The organism is Oceanobacter sp. 5_MG-2023 (assembly GCF_030548165.1).
Lineage (GTDB): Bacteria > Pseudomonadota > Gammaproteobacteria > Pseudomonadales > Oceanobacteraceae > Oceanobacter.
On the sequence record NZ_JAUORS010000002.1, the window covers coordinates 103,017 to 122,040 of the forward strand.

The 19,024-nt window shown below is 55.4% G+C and carries 10 protein-coding genes and 1 CRISPR repeat array; of the genes, 8 read left to right on the forward strand and 2 right to left on the reverse strand.

The window, feature by feature from the left end; translation table 11 throughout:
• Position 1 precedes the first annotated feature (1 nt).
• From cas5e to cas2e, 4 genes are all read left to right on the forward strand, one after another.
• A complete protein-coding gene (cas5e, locus tag Q4551_RS02030) occupies positions 2-781 on the forward strand; it encodes a type I-E CRISPR-associated protein Cas5/CasD (protein ID WP_303431499.1) in 780 nt (259 codons plus the stop codon).
• The gene (gene cas6e / locus Q4551_RS02035) at positions 781-1,515 is read left to right on the forward strand and encodes a type I-E CRISPR-associated protein Cas6/Cse3/CasE (RefSeq protein WP_303431500.1); all 735 of its coding nucleotides are present in this window, start codon (positions 781-783) and stop codon (positions 1,513-1,515) included. The genes cas5e and cas6e overlap by 1 nt, the downstream gene beginning before the upstream one ends.
• 162 nt (positions 1,516-1,677) lie before the next feature.
• Positions 1,678-2,598 (forward strand): type I-E CRISPR-associated endonuclease Cas1e, encoded by a 921-nt coding sequence (gene cas1e, locus Q4551_RS02040; protein WP_303431501.1) that lies wholly within the window; start codon positions 1,678-1,680, stop codon positions 2,596-2,598.
• 2 nt (positions 2,599-2,600) lie between these two features.
• Positions 2,601-2,906 (forward strand): type I-E CRISPR-associated endoribonuclease Cas2e, encoded by a 306-nt coding sequence (cas2e, locus tag Q4551_RS02045; RefSeq protein WP_303431502.1) that lies wholly within the window; start codon positions 2,601-2,603, stop codon positions 2,904-2,906.
• Between the two features lie 93 nt (positions 2,907-2,999).
• Positions 3,000-12,118: direct repeats of the CRISPR family, unit length 29 nt; unit sequence GCGTTCCCCGCGTAGCCGGGGATCAACCG.
• A gap of 115 nt (positions 12,119-12,233) precedes the next feature.
• Here cas2e and Q4551_RS02050 read toward each other — a convergent pair.
• Positions 12,234-13,439 carry an MFS transporter gene (locus Q4551_RS02050; protein WP_303431504.1) on the reverse strand — a complete coding sequence of 402 codons (1,206 nt, stop codon included), beginning with the start codon at positions 13,437-13,439 and terminating at the stop codon, positions 12,234-12,236.
• A gap of 582 nt (positions 13,440-14,021) precedes the next feature.
• On the opposite strand from Q4551_RS02050, the gene Q4551_RS02055 reads away from it, so the two are divergent.
• Both Q4551_RS02055 and Q4551_RS02060 read left to right on the forward strand, forming a co-directional pair.
• A complete protein-coding gene (locus Q4551_RS02055) occupies positions 14,022-14,777 on the forward strand; it encodes a DUF599 domain-containing protein (protein ID WP_303431506.1) in 756 nt (251 codons plus the stop codon).
• 67 nt (positions 14,778-14,844) lie between these two features.
• Positions 14,845-15,318 carry an FKBP-type peptidyl-prolyl cis-trans isomerase gene (locus tag Q4551_RS02060; protein ID WP_303431507.1) on the forward strand — a complete coding sequence of 158 codons (474 nt, stop codon included), beginning with the start codon at positions 14,845-14,847 and terminating at the stop codon, positions 15,316-15,318.
• 122 nt (positions 15,319-15,440) lie between these two features.
• Here the strand turns inward: Q4551_RS02060 and nhaA are convergent, their stop codons facing one another.
• Positions 15,441-16,667, reverse strand: coding sequence for a Na+/H+ antiporter NhaA (gene nhaA / locus Q4551_RS02065; protein ID WP_303431508.1), 1,227 nt, complete (start codon positions 16,665-16,667; stop codon positions 15,441-15,443).
• Positions 16,668-16,924: 257 nt separating this feature from the next.
• Here nhaA and Q4551_RS02070 point away from each other — a divergent pair, with 257 nt between their 5' ends.
• Together Q4551_RS02070 and Q4551_RS02075 are read left to right on the forward strand one after the other, a co-directional pair.
• Positions 16,925-17,848 (forward strand): methylenetetrahydrofolate reductase, encoded by a 924-nt coding sequence (locus Q4551_RS02070; protein WP_303431510.1) that lies wholly within the window; start codon positions 16,925-16,927, stop codon positions 17,846-17,848.
• Between the two features lie 787 nt (positions 17,849-18,635).
• Complete coding sequence (locus tag Q4551_RS02075; protein ID WP_303431511.1) at positions 18,636-18,962, forward strand: rhodanese-like domain-containing protein; 327 nt, start codon at positions 18,636-18,638, stop codon at positions 18,960-18,962.
• The last annotated feature ends 62 nt before the right edge of the window (positions 18,963-19,024 follow it).

Genomic DNA, 19,024 nt, shown 5'->3' on the forward strand with positions numbered 1-19,024 from the left:
TATGGAATATCTGGTTTTTCGACTCTATGGACCAATGGCCAGTTGGGGACAAGCCGCCGTTGGCGGTGACCGGCCAACCGCAATGGCCCCTGGAAGAGCCGCTATCATTGGTTTGCTGGGTGCCGCTTTGGGGGTGAAACGTGATGATGAAGCCGGTCAGCAGCGGCTGTTCGACACGATTGTCGTGGCAGTAAAACAGCTGGGTGCGGGCACTTTGCTGCGTGATTATCACACCGTACAAGCACCTTCGACGGATAAAAAATTCACTCATTACAGCCGTAAAAGTGAACTGGCGGGCCCCAAGGAAAAACTGAATACCGTATTGTCGAGTCGTCATTATCGTCTGGATGGTGTTTGGGTGGTGGCCATTTCTCTTTCCCAACACTCAGCAGAACTGACTTTGGAATACTTGCAAGCAAAGCTGCAACGCCCGGTTTTTCCACTGTATCTGGGACGTAAATCTTGCCCTCTGGCATTGCCTTTGACCCCCATGCTGGTATCGACCGATCAACTGAAACACGCTTTGGACACTGAATTCCCTGCCATCGTGGGAAGGGATGGTGTGGGCAGCGATGTACATACCAGTGTTGCGACGGACCGCTATTGGTTGGGTATGGGTAAACAGGCGACTTACTACTGGCAAGGTGAGCTGGTGGATCTCGATGGAGAACGTCACGATGACACCTTGACGTATCATCCCTGGGATAACCCCATCAGTCGTAGCCGCTGGCAGTTTGGCCAACGCCGTCAACACCAGCTTACCCTGATGGAGGATCGCTGATGTATTTTTCCCGAGTCACAATCAGCAACGCCTTGACTGCATCCCAAGAGCTTGTGGAGCTGCAAAAAAATGGCGCATACGCCAGTCATGCATTGCTATGGCAGCTGTTTCCCGGCTATGAAGACAGCTGGAGCAACCTTAAAGGTAAAGCAAAAGAACAGACCCAACGCCCGTTTCTGTTTCGCGAAGAAATCGATAGCAATGGTCTGCCGCTTTTTTATGTGCTGTCTGAACAACAGCCAGTAGTGACACATTCTGTCCTTACCTGTCAGACCAAACCGTATCAGCCACAATTGAGCGTGGGTGATCGGCTGGCCTTCAAGCTGCGGGTGAACCCTGTGGTCAGTATTCGTGACGCGCAAGGTAAATCACGACGTCACGATGTCCTTATGAATGCCAAGAAAAACGCCGACGTCTCTGGCCTGAACTCCCACGCAGCACAGCAAAAAAAAGCACTGGCAGCCCATCAAGCTGCCCTTGGCTGGATTTCCGACAACAAACGTCTGGCGGAGTGGGGCATACAGTTGGAAAGTGAACCCGAGCTTGATCACGACAGTTATTATCAACACCAACATTATCAGCCAAAAGGAAAACACACGATTCGCTACTCCACGGTGGATTATCAAGGATTGTTGACGGTTGTTGATCCCGAGCGTTTTTTGCAGACCCTGGCCAAAGGCGTTGGCAAGGCCAAAGGCTTTGGCTGTGGATTGTGGTTAATTCGTCGGTGTTAGTCATGAACATCCAGATAAGCCTGGCCTGTATCGGCCAGGCTCTGTTGAGCGGATACTGGCCGCAAGAGGTTTACCCCATGACCCAAACTTGCTCAGAATCTGATTTGGCGGACTGTTCGACGACATCGGCTTAACTTATTACCCACTTGCAAGGATGCACTTATGAGTTTTATTCCCCTTAAGCCCATCCCCATCAAAGACCGCAACTCCATGATCTTTATTGGTATGGGGCGCATTGACGTCCGTGATGGCGCTTTTGTTGTTATCGATGAAGTGCACGGCGAACGCATGCACATTCCGGTGGGGTCTATCGCCTGTTTGATGCTGGAACCTGGCACCCGTATTAGCCACGCGGCGGTTAAGCTGGCCGCTACCACAGGCACTTTGCTGATCTGGGTTGGTGAAGCGGGTGTCCGGCTCTATTCTGCAGGACAACCTGGTGGAGCACGATCTGACAAATTGCTGTACCAGGCACAACTGGCACTCGATGCCGATCTGCGGTTGAAAGTTGTTCGTAAAATGTTCGAAATCCGCTTTGGTGAAGAAGCGCCACAGCGGCGTAGTATCGACCAGTTACGTGGCATTGAGGGCAGTCGGGTTCGTAAAATCTATCAGCAACTCGCCAAACAATATGGCGTGGACTGGCGCGGCCGGGACTACGACGTAAAAGACTGGGACAAAGGAGATGCCATTAATCAATGTCTGAGTTCAGCCACTGCTTGTCTGTATGGCGTCACCGAAGCGGCCGTATTGGCTGCGGGATATGCACCGGCCATCGGATTTTTACACTCAGGTAAACCGTTGTCGTTTGTGTACGACATTGCCGATCTGGTCAAATTTGAAACTGTCGTACCCATAGCTTTCAAAATAGCCGCTAAAAAGCCACGTCAGCCAGACCGGGAAGTGCGTATTGCCTGTCGTGAAATATTTCGCTCCAGCCGTTTACTAAGTCGACTGATTCCATTGATCGAAGACGTACTGGCTGCAGGAGAAATAGAACCGCCCAAACCACCAGAAGACGCCCAGCCACCCGCGATACCGGAACCACCCGGAGTGGGGGATGAAGGGCACAGGAGTAAATAGCCATGAGCATGGTAATGGTTGTTACAGAAGCCGTACCGCCACGACTGCGCGGACGACTGGCTGTATGGCTGTTGGAAATCCGGGCAGGCGTTTACGTTGGTGATGTATCACGGCGAATACGTGAAATGATCTGGCAACAAGTCGATGTACTCGCCGAAGACGGCAACGTCGTGATGGCCTGGGCAACCAATACAGAGTCAGGCTTTGACTTTATTACTTACGGCCATAATCGTCGTATGCCCATTGATTTTGATGGGCTTCGACTGGTGCGCTTTCTACCCGATGAACCCGATTCAAAAGATGCATGAATGAAGTTCCGAAACGTTCTTTAATAACATAAATTTTTTGGTGGATTTTGAAGGTATAAATTTCCTTTTTAAAATCAACCATGTACATTTAGAGCGTTCCCCGCGTAGCCGGGGATCAACCGTGCGCGATATGCCCATCATCAGCGAAAACGAAGCGTTCCCCGCGTAGCCGGGGATCAACCGTACCTGTTTCAGACCAATGAGTTATCAACGATGCGTTCCCCGCGTAGCCGGGGATCAACCGCATCAAAACCACGAGCAAGAAAGGCATCCCTTGCGTTCCCCGCGTAGCCGGGGATCAACCGTTTTGCGAGTCACATCTGAAAATGCTCAATATGCGTTCCCCGCGTAGCCGGGGATCAACCGATATTCCAAACCGCGTAATTCAACCGGTTAAAGCGTTCCCCGCGTAGCCGGGGATCAACCGTGACAATATGCCGACACCATTCGGATGAGTTCGCGTTCCCCGCGTAGCCGGGGATCAACCGCTGATGCCCGATGGCATCGGGGATTCCTCCCCGCGTTCCCCGCGTAGCCGGGGATCAACCGGTATTCACCAGCATTAACAAACAGTCCCATATGCGTTCCCCGCGTAGCCGGGGATCAACCGTTTGGGGTGATCCGATATCAGAAAACAATGGGGCGTTCCCCGCGTAGCCGGGGATCAACCGTTTTAAAACTGAAAACCACTGTATATTGCCAAGCGTTCCCCGCGTAGCCGGGGATCAACCGTGTCGTAGTCCGTATACCATTTATAAATTGCGGCGTTCCCCGCGTAGCCGGGGATCAACCGGTCATAAAACCGTTTAACATACTCGCTAAAATGCGTTCCCCGCGTAGCCGGGGATCAACCGTAATACAGCTCAAGCTATCAACAGCCTGAGCAGCGTTCCCCGCGTAGCCGGGGATCAACCGAAATTGATCAACCAAACAGGCAACAAGGGGAAGCGTTCCCCGCGTAGCCGGGGATCAACCGTTGGCGGCCTTCTCGATCTGAGAGGAACCGGAGCGTTCCCCGCGTAGCCGGGGATCAACCGTCAGCTTTTATCAGGGCGTACCAACCCACGACGCGTTCCCCGCGTAGCCGGGGATCAACCGCGCTACCAGCTGTTTAGCATGATGAAATCCATGCGTTCCCCGCGTAGCCGGGGATCAACCGTCCCATGGGAATGTTCGAAACGCAATACATTGGCGTTCCCCGCGTAGCCGGGGATCAACCGGCAGGAACATGGGGGATTAGCGGCTCAATCAGGCGTTCCCCGCGTAGCCGGGGATCAACCGGAAATCCCAAGAAGCCGGGATAAAGTTAGCCGGCGTTCCCCGCGTAGCCGGGGATCAACCGCCAGTGTTCAAACGCCTCTCCAAACAAGAGCCGCGTTCCCCGCGTAGCCGGGGATCAACCGCTGCTTGCGTGGGGTGAATATTCAGACGTTTTGCGTTCCCCGCGTAGCCGGGGATCAACCGCCAACGGCCAGAAACTCAGCTATGCCGCCGCCGCGTTCCCCGCGTAGCCGGGGATCAACCGTTCTTGTTCGATCAGCTGTCGGTCACTGGCCGGCGTTCCCCGCGTAGCCGGGGATCAACCGTGCTTGTTCGGTCAGCCGTCGGTCACTGGCCGGCGTTCCCCGCGTAGCCGGGGATCAACCGCTCCCCTGCGAGATTATCAATCAGGAGACCGTGCGTTCCCCGCGTAGCCGGGGATCAACCGTATACCATCTCAGCCACTGGGTCTCTTACCATGCGTTCCCCGCGTAGCCGGGGATCAACCGCGATAATGGCCATGGTCATGCAATCGCCGATGGCGTTCCCCGCGTAGCCGGGGATCAACCGAAGACGCCTGTCGCGAATACAACGACGAAAAAGCGTTCCCCGCGTAGCCGGGGATCAACCGGTCGTGGCTGAATCAACTTTTGGCTCCGGCGTGCGTTCCCCGCGTAGCCGGGGATCAACCGCCACCGTCATCGGCAAAACCGGCGGCATAAGCGCGTTCCCCGCGTAGCCGGGGATCAACCGCCGCCAACAGGATGATCACATGACAGACATGAGCGTTCCCCGCGTAGCCGGGGATCAACCGCCGAGACTGGCGGCCGGTATGAACACATTGTGGCGTTCCCCGCGTAGCCGGGGATCAACCGATGTACATAACACTGTATACGAGTTATTTACAGCGTTCCCCGCGTAGCCGGGGATCAACCGGAATATGCAACCGGTGGAAGGAACGTTGTACAGCGTTCCCCGCGTAGCCGGGGATCAACCGTGCAGGTTCATACTTTTTGACCCACTCAACAAGCGTTCCCCGCGTAGCCGGGGATCAACCGACATCCCACAGGCAATGCGCACAAATAAAGGTGCGTTCCCCGCGTAGCCGGGGATCAACCTGATGGGTAGATGGATTCGAGGATCTGGCGCTCGCGTTCCCCGCGTAGCCGGGGATCAACCGAACTAGGGACGCCTCCCACCACCCAGCGCCAGGCGTTCCCCGCGTAGCCGGGGATCAACCGCTTTTGTGCGGCGTCTAATAGGTGTTTTTTTTGCGTTCCCCGCGTAGCCGGGGATCAACCGCTGGGTAGTACTATGTATGACATCGGTGTACTGCGTTCCCCGCGTAGCCGGGGATCAACCGCCCGAATATATCATGTGGTCAGTTAATGGCTTGCGTTCCCCGCGTAGCCGGGGATCAACCGGTGATTTCGGCGGTTGAGAGACAGGCGGAAAGGCGTTCCCCGCGTAGCCGGGGATCAACCGGGCACGCCTAGACTTATAGCGCTAGATATTAAGCGTTCCCCGCGTAGCCGGGGATCAACCGTAATCGGCCAGGTCTGAATCCAATCCGCTGTTGCGTTCCCCGCGTAGCCGGGGATCAACCGGCGGCAATCTTTAGGTCAATATCTGCTAATAAGCGTTCCCCGCGTAGCCGGGGATCAACCGTGACACGCCTCTGAAATCAGGATTGGTTACCGGCGTTCCCCGCGTAGCCGGGGATCAACCGGAGTCGCTCATCATCAAACACATCTTTAATAAGCGTTCCCCGCGTAGCCGGGGATCAACCGTTTTCCGCTATCAGTCGTTGTTTTTTCAGTTGGCGTTCCCCGCGTAGCCGGGGATCAACCGCACGAGACTTAAAATCTCCCGACCTTACGGTCGCGTTCCCCGCGTAGCCGGGGATCAACCGACGGGATATACATCTCACAAGGGAAAACAGGAGCGTTCCCCGCGTAGCCGGGGATCAACCGGATTAGCCACGCGGGACACTCTGAAAATGCGCGCGTTCCCCGCGTAGCCGGGGATCAACCGCCATTATCGCGCAATATTTGCGGATGGTGAATGCGTTCCCCGCGTAGCCGGGGATCAACCGTTTTTGAATAGTATCCGCTCCCTTTTGTATGTGCGTTCCCCGCGTAGCCGGGGATCAACCGCATCAATTCCATCAGAACTCCTTGGCTGGTTGGCGTTCCCCGCGTAGCCGGGGATCAACCGGATGCAGCGAGGGCTCGTGGCTGTCAGCACCGGCGTTCCCCGCGTAGCCGGGGATCAACCGAATTCATTCCAGTTTGTGCACCAGGCATGGGAGCGTTCCCCGCGTAGCCGGGGATCAACCGGTCATCAGATAATATCGACCTTTTGAGGCGGTGCGTTCCCCGCGTAGCCGGGGATCAACCAGCTCGCGCACTATCAAATCATTTACCGCGACCGCGTTCCCCGCGTAGCCGGGGATCAACCGTAGTTGTGAAATACCGGCTTTGATTAAAAATGGCGTTCCCCGCGTAGCCGGGGATCAACCGCAACACCGCTGGCCGAGCAACAGAGAATTCACGCGTTCCCCGCGTAGCCGGGGATCAACCGGTCAGTGAATGACGCAATTTTTTACTACCTGCGCGTTCCCCGCGTAGCCGGGGATCAACCGTGTTCGACGGCATTATCGAAAACATCCTCTCCGCGTTCCTCGCGTAGCCGGGGATCAACCGCCGTTTTTGTTGTCAGGTATAAACAACTAATAGCGTTCCCCGCGTAGCCGGGGATCAACCGTGCGGGATATGCCCATCATCAGCGAAAACGAAGCGTTCCCCGCGTAGCCGGGGATCAACCGGCAACTCAATCGCCCTGCTCTGGGAACGCACCGCGTTCCCCGCGTAGCCGGGGATCAACCGACGATCGTGTCCCCACTGCTCATGCTGGTCAGGCGTTCCCCGCGTAGCCGGGGATCAACCGTATTGCCAGATTTTGAAAAACAGCCTATTGTTGCGTTCCCCGCGTAGCCGGGGATCAACCGAGCACATCAGCACCAGCGACCGGCGAGAACTCGCGTTCCCCGCGTAGCCGGGGATCAACCGGACGCAACCCGACCGAGGTTGTCCCGGTTCTGGCGTTCCCCGCGTAGCCGGGGATCAACCGTAGGACGCACAAAAAAAGCCACCGTGGTGGTGGCGTTCCCCGCGTAGCCGGGGATCAACCGCCCAGCGAATTGCAGGTGAGAAATTTTCCTGTGCGTTCCCCGCGTAGCCGGGGATCAACCGGGAAATATTAAATTATCAGCGAGCCGACTGCAGCGTTCCCCGCGTAGCCGGGGATCAACCGTTTTTCTCGGAATCAAACTGATTATCAAAAATGCGTTCCCCGCGTAGCCGGGGATCAACCGCAGTTGGCGGTAGCTATCATCGGCCATTGCCAGCGTTCCCCGCGTAGCCGGGGATCAACCGCTCGAACTCAACGAGGTTGAGCTGAAAGCCCAGCGTTCCCCGCGTAGCCGGGGATCAACCGTGGGCATTTATCGCATTGCTGCCAGCCGTGCAGCGTTCCCCGCGTAGCCGGGGATCAACCGTCTACTGCCGCTGAGTGACCCATATACACACCGCGTTCCCCGCGTAGCCGGGGATCAACCGATAATTTGGGCATCCAGTTTTACGATGCAGCGGCGTTCCCCGCGTAGCCGGGGATCAACCGCCAGTTAGTGATGTCTGCATTTTCGATTCTGTGCGTTCCCCGCGTAGCCGGGGATCAACCGCGTCGGGAATCAGACTGGCCGGTGTTTCTGTGGCGTTCCCCGCGTAGCCGGGGATCAACCGGGCTCGACTGCGCCATCTACGCACTGCACGCAGCGTTCCCCGCGTAGCCGGGGATCAACCGACGGTAGGCTCCAGTTTTTTAATGATGATGTGGCGTTCCCCGCGTAGCCGGGGATCAACCGGGTTGGCCGGGCGGAGTGTTTAAATTCATGGAGCGTTCCCCGCGTAGCCGGGGATCAACCGGCCAGCCAGATCACATGCCCGGCGCATGGATTGCGTTCCCCGCGTAGCCGGGGATCAACCGCGTTTTTATGATCTTAAAAACGAAGCGGGCGCGCGTTCCCCGCGTAGCCGGGGATCAACCGGGGTTGGATAACCTGATAATATACGCCCACAAGCGTTCCCCGCGTAGCCGGGGATCAACCGATTGGGTCTCACAGGATGCTGATTTTATTGCAGCGTTCCCCGCGTAGCCGGGGATCAACCGGCACAATTTGTTGAGTGGGTCAAAAAGTATGAGCGTTCCCCGCGTAGCCGGGGATCAACCGGACTTGAGCATGAATCGTTACGAACTGATCCTGCGTTCCCCGCGTAGCCGGGGATCAACCGGCAACACCCTGCGCCGCACATTTACCTTCAAAGCGTTCCCCGCGTAGCCGGGGATCAACCGAACGAGTATCGTCGCGTTCATGACAGTATCCAGCGTTCCCCGCGTAGCCGGGGATCAACCGAATAACCACATCAAATCCCTCTGATAATTAATGCGTTCCCCGCGTAGCCGGGGATCAACCGGCCCGGTACCGGTTGATCTTGAATGGCACGCCGCGTTCCCCGCGTAGCCGGGGATCAACCGTATCGTTAAAATACGCCGGTCATAGGCCTCGGGCGTTCCCCGCGTAGCCGGGGATCAACCGACCGATGAGTGGTCGGTATGGATGAAGAACAAGCGTTCCCCGCGTAGCCGGGGATCAACCGTCGTTAAGCCAGCACCAGCGGGCTGACGCTCTGCGTTCCCCGCGTAGCCGGGGATCAACCGTAATTGAGCCATATTTATTCCTCATTATTCGTGCGTTCCCCGCGTAGCCGGGGATCAACCGCCGGTTAGTCCGCCAATCGCTTAACGCCGTCGGCGTTCCCCGCGTAGCCGGGGATCAACCGACAGCACGGCAGCCGGGCGAATCCTGAACAGCGCGTTCCCCGCGTAGCCGGGGATCAACCGGAGCGACCGGGCGCATTTAGCCTGCAACTGACGCGTTCCCCGCGTAGCCGGGGATCAACCGTATACTCGCGGCCGCCCTACTCGAATCAATAGGCGTTCCCCGCGTAGCCGGGGATCAACCGTCGTCCACTTTATCGAAATTTCTGTTAAGTGAGCGTTCCCCGCGTAGCCGGGGATCAACCGCGCAATTTCAAATGCTTCTTCGACTGTTCCCTGCGTTCCCCGCGTAGCCGGGGATCAACCGTTTCGGAATCCCCGACTGCAATGTCTGCAGAGGCGTTCCCCGCGTAGCCGGGGATCAACCGCGTCGATATGGGGCAAAGAGATTGCCAATTCAGCGTTCCCCGCGTAGCCGGGGATCAACCGCTCCGGCATCTGAAATGAAAAAAACGCTTTTAGCGTTCCCCGCGTAGCCGGGGATCAACCGCCCGGAACAGGTAATGCCTGCCGGGCTTTATGGCGTTCCCCGCGTAGCCGGGGATCAACCGTTCGATACTGAAATTCTGGTTGCTGGTCAGTAGCGTTCCCCGCGTAGCCGGGGATCAACCGCCATCAACGCAAACCGCACTCACAATCTGGTAGCGTTCCCCGCGTAGCCGGGGATCAACCGACGTGTTGTGGCTGCATGGAAAAACCCTGACCGCGTTCCCCGCGTAGCCGGGGATCAACCGGCGAAAACGCCGCCGCATTAATGGCCAAGTCAGCGTTCCCCGCGTAGCCGGGGATCAACCGTTCTCAGGCATATCAGCACGCCGCCATTCCAGGCGTTCCCCGCGTAGCCGGGGATCAACCGGTGGCACCAACAATTCTGAATTACAAATTACAGCGTTCCCCGCGTAGCCGGGGATCAACCGGGTTGGAAAATCCAATTGAGTGGATAGAAGGAGCGTTCCCCGCGTAGCCGGGGATCAACCGGACCCTGACGTGCAATCGCTAATGAAGCGCCTGCGTTCCCCGCGTAGCCGGGGATCAACCGGGGAAATTGGCAACCTATCTGGCGTCGGTAAAGCGTTCCCCGCGTAGCCGGGGATCAACCGACGTTTACGCAGACACCACCACAGCTGTTCTTGCGTTCCCCGCGTAGCCGGGGATCAACCGATACGCTTGAGCTGACTGTTAGCCAAACCGGTGCGTTCCCCGCGTAGCCGGGGATCAACCGAAACCGACGGGCGGCAATTTCGCATCCAGTTTGCGTTCCCCGCGTAGCCGGGGATCAACCGGAGAGCATGCAGTCTACAGGCCTGACAAAAGCGCGTTCCCCGCGTAGCCGGGGATCAACCGCGTGTTTCTGACTCGCTGATCGGGTGCTTCTAGCGTTCCCCGCGTAGCCGGGGATCAACCGCTCTGGCGACATCGAGTTTGGCACCCTGTCTAGCGTTCCCCGCGTAGCCGGGGATCAACCGATTTATAAAAACTGGGGCGTACACAACTGCATGCGTTCCCCGCGTAGCCGGGGATCAACCGCAAATTGGCTGCAAATGAGCTGTCGTCGTAGTGCGTTCCCCGCGTAGCCGGGGATCAACCGCCTCGCCAGCAAAGTCTACAAACGCTGGCTGCGCGTTCCCCGCGTAGCCGGGGATCAACCGCCGCAGGCCACGGCGCCGGGTACCGGTTTGTTGCGTTCCCCGCGTAGCCGGGGATCAACCGCTGAAGGTGGCGGTGCGTTCGGTTTCGTCGATGCGTTCCCCGCGTAGCCGGGGATCAACCGCAACCCCGCCCGATCGGCGGGGTATTGCAGTGGCGTTCCCCGCGTAGCCGGGGATCAACCGTCTGGCAACAAAAATCCGGGCGAGCCGTAGAAGCGTTCCCCGCGTAGCCGGGGATCAACCGCACAGGATGCGCTGCTGACGTTCAAATCAATCGCGTTCCCCGCGTAGCCGGGGATCAACCGCGGTGCCCATCAACGGTGAACCAGCCGCCGGGGCGTTCCCCGCGTAGCCGGGGATCAACCGCTTATCTGTTGCATACTCTTTGAATTTATCCCGCGTTCCCCGCGTAGCCGGGGATCAACCGCCGCCGCCATCCACATGCTGGCCGAAACCGTCGCGTTCCCCGCGTAGCCGGGGATCAACCGACTGGCTAGGTGCGACCCCAAACCGCTTCACCGCGTTCCCCGCGTAGCCGGGGATCAACCGTCCGCGTGTTTGTCGCATTTTTTTCACCTTTTGCGTTCCCCGCGTAGCCGGGGATCAACCGGCCCGCGAATGGGCCGCTGATGTGGTGAAACTGCGTTCCCCGCGTAGCCGGGGATCAACCGCGTATTAAGCAATCTACTGTTGATGAATTCTAGCGTTCCCCGCGTAGCCGGGGATCAACCGCGCTGCTGTGAAATTGCTGGTGTCGAGTTTACGCGTTCCCCGCGTAGCCGGGGATCAACCGTTTTTGAATAGTGTCCGCACCCTTTTGTATGTGCGTTCCCCGCGTAGCCGGGGATCAACCGCCCGTGAACGTGCCCGCCTGCTGTTGGATGGCGCGTTCCCCGCGTAGCCGGGGATCAACCGATAAAAGTCAGGCGAGCGAATGTAAAAAAACCGCGTTCCCCGCGTAGCCGGGGATCAACCGCCTGCTGGCTGGTGGTTGGTGGCGGCATGATGGCGTTCCCCGCGTAGCCGGGGATCAACCGCAGGAGTCGATCAGACGCCAGTTGAATCAGACGCGTTCCCCGCGTAGCCGGGGATCAACCGACCAGGTGGATGTTGATGTTGATCGAATTCCAGCGTTCCCCGCGTAGCCGGGGATCAACCGAGCTGGTGCCGCTGGGCCTGAAAGTCGAGGCCGCGTTCCCCGCGTAGCCGGGGATCAACCGACCAGGTGGATGTTGATGTTGATCGAATTCCACGCGTTCCCCGCGTAGCCGGGGATCAACCGAGCGTTTCATCAGGCTGAGTACAATACCGATAGCGTTCCCCGCGTAGCCGGGGATCAACCGGCTATTTTGGCCAAATAATTACCGAGTTTATTGCGTTCCCCGCGTAGCCGGGGATCGACTGCGATTCCGCGGGATCTCTCTGTCTTCACCCCAAATAATTTGTATTGGCAGTTGCGTTCTGCTCCCAGTTTGCTCGTCAGATGACAAAGGCATCCATGCCGTGGCTACCGATGGCTTTATGATAAAGATTTTGGTTCATTGGTTTGCAGCCATGGCAGGGTGACAAGCAGCAGCAGGGTAATGGCGATCACGGGGAAGGTGATCAGGTTGAGTTCGTACCAGCCGTAGAGGTTGAATTGTCTGCCAGCACCAAGGGACGCGAGGGCGACGGTGCCAAATACCAGCAGGTCGTTGAGGGCTTGCACCTTGGATTTTTCTTCTGGTCGGTAGGTCTTGGTCAACAGGTTGGTTGCGCCAATAAAGCCGAAGTTCCAGCCTAAGCCAAGCAGGATTAACGATCCCCAGAAATGCATCACTTCCATCCCGGACATGGCGGTAGCGGCGGAGGTGAACAGCAGCATCAGTCCCAGCGCGGTGATCCAGCGGGCACCGAAGCGGCTGATCAATCGGCCGGTAAAAAAGCTGGGAGCAAACATGGCGAGGATGTGCCATTGAATGCCGAGGGTGGCTGTGCCGCTACTATGACCTTCGTGCACCATGGCGATCGGGGCGGCAGTCATGATAAAGGACATCAGAGAGTAGGATACTGTACCTGCCAGGGCAGCAACGATAAATCCCGGGGTTTTGGCTATTTGCCATAAGGACCGGGTGTGCTCACTGATGTGGCGGCGGCGGGGTGGCGGTAATCGGAGTGATAGCAAAATGGGAATGGCGAAGAGTGCCAATACGCCCTGGGCAATAAAGCTGGCAGCGAAAGGGGCGGACTCCCAAAGGTTTTGGGTCCAATAAACGGTTTGTGGGCCAATAATGGCAGCCGCTAACCCGCCCAGCATAATCAGTGAGATCGCGTTGGCTTTATGGCTGTCAGGTACCAGGTCGGCGGCGGCAAAGCGGTAGTTTTGGACGCAGGCACCATAAAACCCGGTCAGTCCAAGTGCTGCACAAAAAAGCCAGAATGAGGTGTTGGCAATGGCGCTGGCGGCTAGTGCGGCGGCCACTACACACACTAAGGTCCCGATCAGGTAGGTGGCTTTGCGTCCGGCATTTTTCATTAACATGGCGACGGGAATCATGGCGAGGGCGACGCCGATGCCATACAGGCTGACCGGGAGTGTGGCCAGTGCGGGATCCGGGGTCAGCCGTTGGCCAACTAGGCCACCAATGGAGATGATGATCGGTGCTGAAGAGCCGCCCAGTGCCTGGGCTGAAAACAGTTTGCCTAGGTTGCGTTGAGTGGAGGCGTCCAGGGTTTTAAGCGACATACGGGTATCCAGTCTGGAAGGTGAAATCGGCCATGTTATGTTGGCGTTGCATTGGCCTGGGTTACCAAGACCTGGTCGCGCTTGGCACGACCTGGGTATTCCATTACCGGGTACGTTTGTGGGAAAGACGAACTAGCTCTTTTTAGTTATTGGTGGGGTTGTCGCCGTTCGGTTTTCACGTAGTTGTTTGATTCTGATTCTGCCTGGAATTGCCATAATGATATGCATCAAGGAATTTCCTTTATGTAGGGCAATCCTACAAATTTTTTGTTGTGTAAATCGGGCAGGAATGATACGAGGTTGTGGCCAGATTGTCAGCCCTGGCATGGATTCTGTTGCTGTTATTGAGGCAGGGTGTCCACTTTTGCAGTCGGATGGTTGGCGTACAGTGAGGTAATGAGGGAGGACCAATAGGCGTTATCTTGTTCTGATGCAACGGTGTCGTGACCGATCCGACTGGATGGCTTGGCTGGACTTTGTTTGAATGCGCGGCCAGCGTGAATGTTGTGGTTGTCGGACATCAAAGTGGTGGCAGCCGCTATATTCTGTTTGTATCACTCACAGGTAATAACGAGAAATATTGTGCATAACATCCCTGAAGATGCCATCAGTTGGTTGAATTGGGCCGCGCTGGCCTGGTTTTTGTTCTGCTGGATTGTTTATGGGCGCTTTGCCAAGTACATGGCAAAGCGTACCGCCTCTCTGTCATCGGTGATGCATGTACACCGGATCAATTGGATGCGACGGCTGCTGATGCGAGAGGTAAGGGTCGGGGATGCGGCCTTGCTGGCCAACGTCGAACGGAACGTTAACTTTTTTGCGTCTTCCTGTGTGTTGGTGTTGGCGGGTTTGTTGACGGCTATGTCGGCGGTGAACGAAATTCAGGATGTCTTGCTGGAAATTTCTTTTGTTACCCCTGACAGTCTGTTGGCCATGGAATTGAAGGTCGGGGTCATGATTGGCGTATTTATTTATGCTTTCTTTACTTTTACCTGGTCGATGCGGCAGTTTGGTTTTGCTTCGGTCTTGATTGGGGCGGCACCGTTCCCTAATGACAAAACCGTAACGGCGGCCGAACGGCGCAGTTTTGCTATTTATGCTGCCAAGGTGATCGATCAGGCTGGCCACAGTTATAACAACGGCTTGCGAGCTTTTTATTTTTCGCTGGCGTTGTTGTTGTGGTTTGTCAATGTCTGGTTGTTTATGGCCAGTGCCGCGACGGTGGTATTTATTCTGTATGAACGGGAGTTTTTATCCAGTTCATTAAAAGCATTAAAGATGGTTGAAAATGTTGGTGAAAAACTGACTCGGGATGACAAGGAATTGTCGAACTATTGATTCCTGTGGCCGAGTAGCTGATGAGTCGCTTATGATTCGGGTCCACTATTGATAAACGGATGGAATAATGCTGGATATACTTCTGGTTGCAGTGATTGCCGGTTTGCTGGGTTATGCCTTGCGTCGTGCTGGGGTTGGCAGTAAAGGGGCGGATGAAAATATCGCGCTGGGAGATGCCTTTCTGGCAAAGAACGGAGCGGAAGACGGCGTTGTCTCGACCGCCTCGGGTTTGCAATACAAGGTGTTAAAACCGGGTAATGGTGGTGAGCACCCAGCCGCCAGTAGCAAGGTAACAGTGCATTATCATGGTACCTTACTGAACGGTACTGTCTTTGATAGCTCGGTTGAGCGTGGAGAAACCATCAGTTTTCGTTTGAATCAGGTGATTCCTGGTTGGACGGAAGGTGTGCAGTTGATGACCGTTGGCCAGAAGAATATCTTTTATATCCCGTCAGAGCTGGGCTATGGCAAACGCCGTGCTGGCCGGATCGAACCGGGCAGCCTGCTGATATTCGAAGTGGAATTGCTCGGTATAGAGTAGGGATTGGTTCTGTCGGTGTTTTTGTCCTGTTCTTGTCAGCTGCTCCGTCTAAAGCAAAACCGGCTCGCCTGTATGGGCGAGCCGGTTTTGACTATCTATCAGACTATCAGACTATCAGACTATCAGACTTTGTTTGGTGCTTCTGACTCAGCCGGTTTGCCCAGGCTTTTGTTCAGAACCATATAACCAAGAATGCCGGAAGCAATCGAGCCAATCAGAATCCCCAAGCGCTCATCGAAAGTGTTTTCGATACCGCCACCGTCCTCAAAGGCCAACGAGCCGATAAACAAACTCATGGTAAAGCCGACGCCACACAATGCGGCGGTGCCGTAGAGTGTTGTCCAGGAGACGTTGCTAGGCAGTTTGGTCCAACCGATCTTGATGGCCAGCCAGCAGAACGCAAAGATCCCTAGTTGTTTACCGATGAACAGGCCTGCGGCAATCCCGACCGGGATTGGGTGTAACAGTTGATCCATGCCGATGCCGGTGAGGTTGAGGCCCGCGTTGGCAAAGGCAAAAACGGGTAAGATGAAGAACGCAACGACCGGGTGCAAGTCTTTTTCCAGTTGGTGGGCCGGTGAGTAACCAGGCTGGCGATCAAGTTTCATTGGTACGAACATCGCCAACATGATGCCCGACAGGGTGGCGTGTACACCGGATTTCAGCATCGAAACCCACATAATGGCTCCCAAGAGCATGTAGACACTTTTGGAGGCTACTTGAAGCCGGTTCACCATGAATAGTATCGGCAAGCACAAGGCGATGACGCTGAGTGCCGTTAGGGAAATGTTGTCGGTATAAAACACGGCGATAATGATAATGGCGCCAATATCGTCAAAGATGGCCAGAGATGTCAGGAATATCTTGATGCTGGTCGGGACGCGAGAGCCCAATAACATCAAAATACCGAGAGCAAAAGCAATATCCGTGGCTGCCGGGATAGCCCAACCCTGAATATCCAACTCATTTTTGTGATTGAACGCGATGTAAATCACCGCAGGTACGAGCATGCCGCCCAAGGCACCGATGCCTGGCAAGACAACGTTGCGTTTGTCGCGTAATTCACCTTCGAGCCATTCGTATTTCAGCTCCAGACCTACCATAAAGAAGAAGATAGCCATCAGGCCATCGTTAATCCAAAGCAGCAGGGGTTTGGCAATATGCAGCGCGCCAATATGGACTTCTACTGGAGTGTCCAGTAGCAGATTGTAAAACGGTTCCAGTGGAGTATTGGCAAAGATGATCGCCATCAGTGCGGCAAACATCAGCAACAGACCGCTGGCGGATTCCATCTTGAAAAAACTGTTCAAGCTGTTCAGTGATTTCGGCAAGAGTGAGGATATGTTCATAGGTAATGAATAGGCTTCCTGTCGTTCAGAGGTGTCTACATTATCATTTTGCTTGTCTGTCGGGCCAGCATGATCGGATATAAATATTCGATCTGGAAGGAGTTTTTACGTTGGATTTGATTTCTTGTAAATTTGAATAATCAACTGTTAATTCAGGGGTTTAGCGGATTAAGTCAAGCTGGGTTAATATGTCATCTTTGTACGATCCACCGAAGGTGTTGGCGGGTTGGAATATTACAGATTTTGGAATTGTCATTATGCTTACCGAAAAAATCCGCAACAGGGAAAGTGGCATCGTGTTGTACGGCATCGTGCCACCGAAAAAAGGTACGGAGCCAGCCCGGATTGCAGAGATCGCTGAGCTGCAAATCCAGCGCATGCAGTCATTGCCTATCGATGGTCTGGTGCTGTACGACATTCAGGACGAAGAATCACGAACCGCCGAGAAGCGGCCTTTTCCGTTTATCGAAACCCTGGATTGTTTTGACTACAGCCGCCAACAGCTGGCAGCGCTGACCGTACCCAAAATCATTTATCGCGCCGCTGGCAAGTATCCAGGCGAGCAATTGAGTGCGTTTCTCCAGCAGGTCTCTGCGACAGATAATCTGACTGTCTTTGTTGGTGCTGCCTCAAAAGACCAGTCGGTCACCATGACCATGTCTGAAGCTTACCAGTTAAAGCAGCGGGTTCGGCCGGATGTCCTGCTGGGAGGTGTGATGATTCCTGAGCGCCATCGGGCCAAGGGTGATGAGCATCTGCGTGTTTTTGAAAAGATTCGCCAGGGCTGTTCGTTTTTTATCTCCCAGGGGGTTTACGACTTGCAGGCATCGAAGGATTTTTTGTCTGACTATTATTACGCTGGTAAAGCCCAGGGAGTCGATCTGGTGCCGGTAATCTTTACCTTGACGCCCTGTGGGTCTGTGCAGACGCTGAATTTCATGAAATGGCTGGGGATCAGTATTCCACGCTGGCTGGAGAATGAGCTGCTGCACGCTCACGATATTCTTGAGCAATCAGTCAATTATTCTGAAGCTAACTGGCGCGAGCTCAAGGCTTTTGCGGATACTCTGGGGGTGCCGGTGGGATGCAATATCGAAAGTGTTGCTGTACGCAAGGTCGAAGTAGAAGCGGCTATTGAGTTACTGAACCGGGTGTCGCGACCGGCTCCGTCCGTATCCTGAGCCGGCTCTGCCCTGGTTCTGCCCTGATGCCATTTGAGTTGACTCATTCGTACCCTGAAAGCTGGTTCTGTCCGCTGAACCAGCTCTGTCGATGACGCCGAAGCTGACCGGTTTGCCGATGAATCCGGAGTGGCCTTGTGTAAGAGCTTAGCGTTGGGGATCGATAGGGGTGACAGGAGGTCTGGAATTGGGTTGATCCTGCGTTGTAGCTGGAATCACGGAGCTTGCTTTGTTGGTCGGCTGGCGAGGGCCAAAACGAGGGGCAGGCAGGCTAGGGGTTCGAAGAGCACGATGCGCCTGAAGTCGAGAATTGGGTTTGGTCATGTCGATTCCTGTTCAGTCTGGATGGGGCCAGGCTCTGTCAATGAACCTTGGTTCGGTTGTTAAACACCGGATAACCAATGCGAACATTGCGATGTCTGCTGTTACTGATGTGGTTGTTTTTCCGGTCTGCTTTGCCTCATCCGTGGGCCGTTGGGCATCCTGTCAGCGCCCCAGTCTATCATAGTTGAGCACTCTATAATTAGGGTTTGCCGCGACAGCTTGCCTGATAACGGCTTTCTGCCGGTGAATCAATCGCCATTGACTGCATGGATTTCAGCGTGGTCTCTGCCGGATGCCTGTCAGGAATCACCGTGTGCGATGTTGCCTGATGGTGTTGCATAAACGCTATTTGTGACTGGGTTGAAGGTATTAGAGGGTATTAAATGCCTGTCAATCTTTATTTTTTCTGGCTTTGTCGTTATGGTCGAAAGCCAAATATGACCTGTTCGGGACAGAAATTATCATGGAAAAACTCTGGTTGGCGGTGCTGTTGGTATTGGGATCAACATTGACGATGGCGGACACTATTTTTGTGGATGTGCGTACTGATGAAGAATATCAGCAGGATCATCTCACCGGTGCTGCCCATATTCCTTTTCAGCAAATAGCCGAAAAAATAGGCCAGTTGCAGCTGCAGAAAGATGATCAGGTTGTGCTGTACTGTCGTTCCGGGCGTCGCGCCAGTATTGCTGCCGATACCCTGGATGGTATGGGATTTACTAATATCAAGAATATCAAGACATTGAGCAGTGCCCGGGCATACCGGAGCGAATTGCTCGACAAGCCTTGAGTCGATGGCTGTCAGCTGCATGTAGTCTTTTACAATAAATTCACCTTCGACTGCCAAGCCAC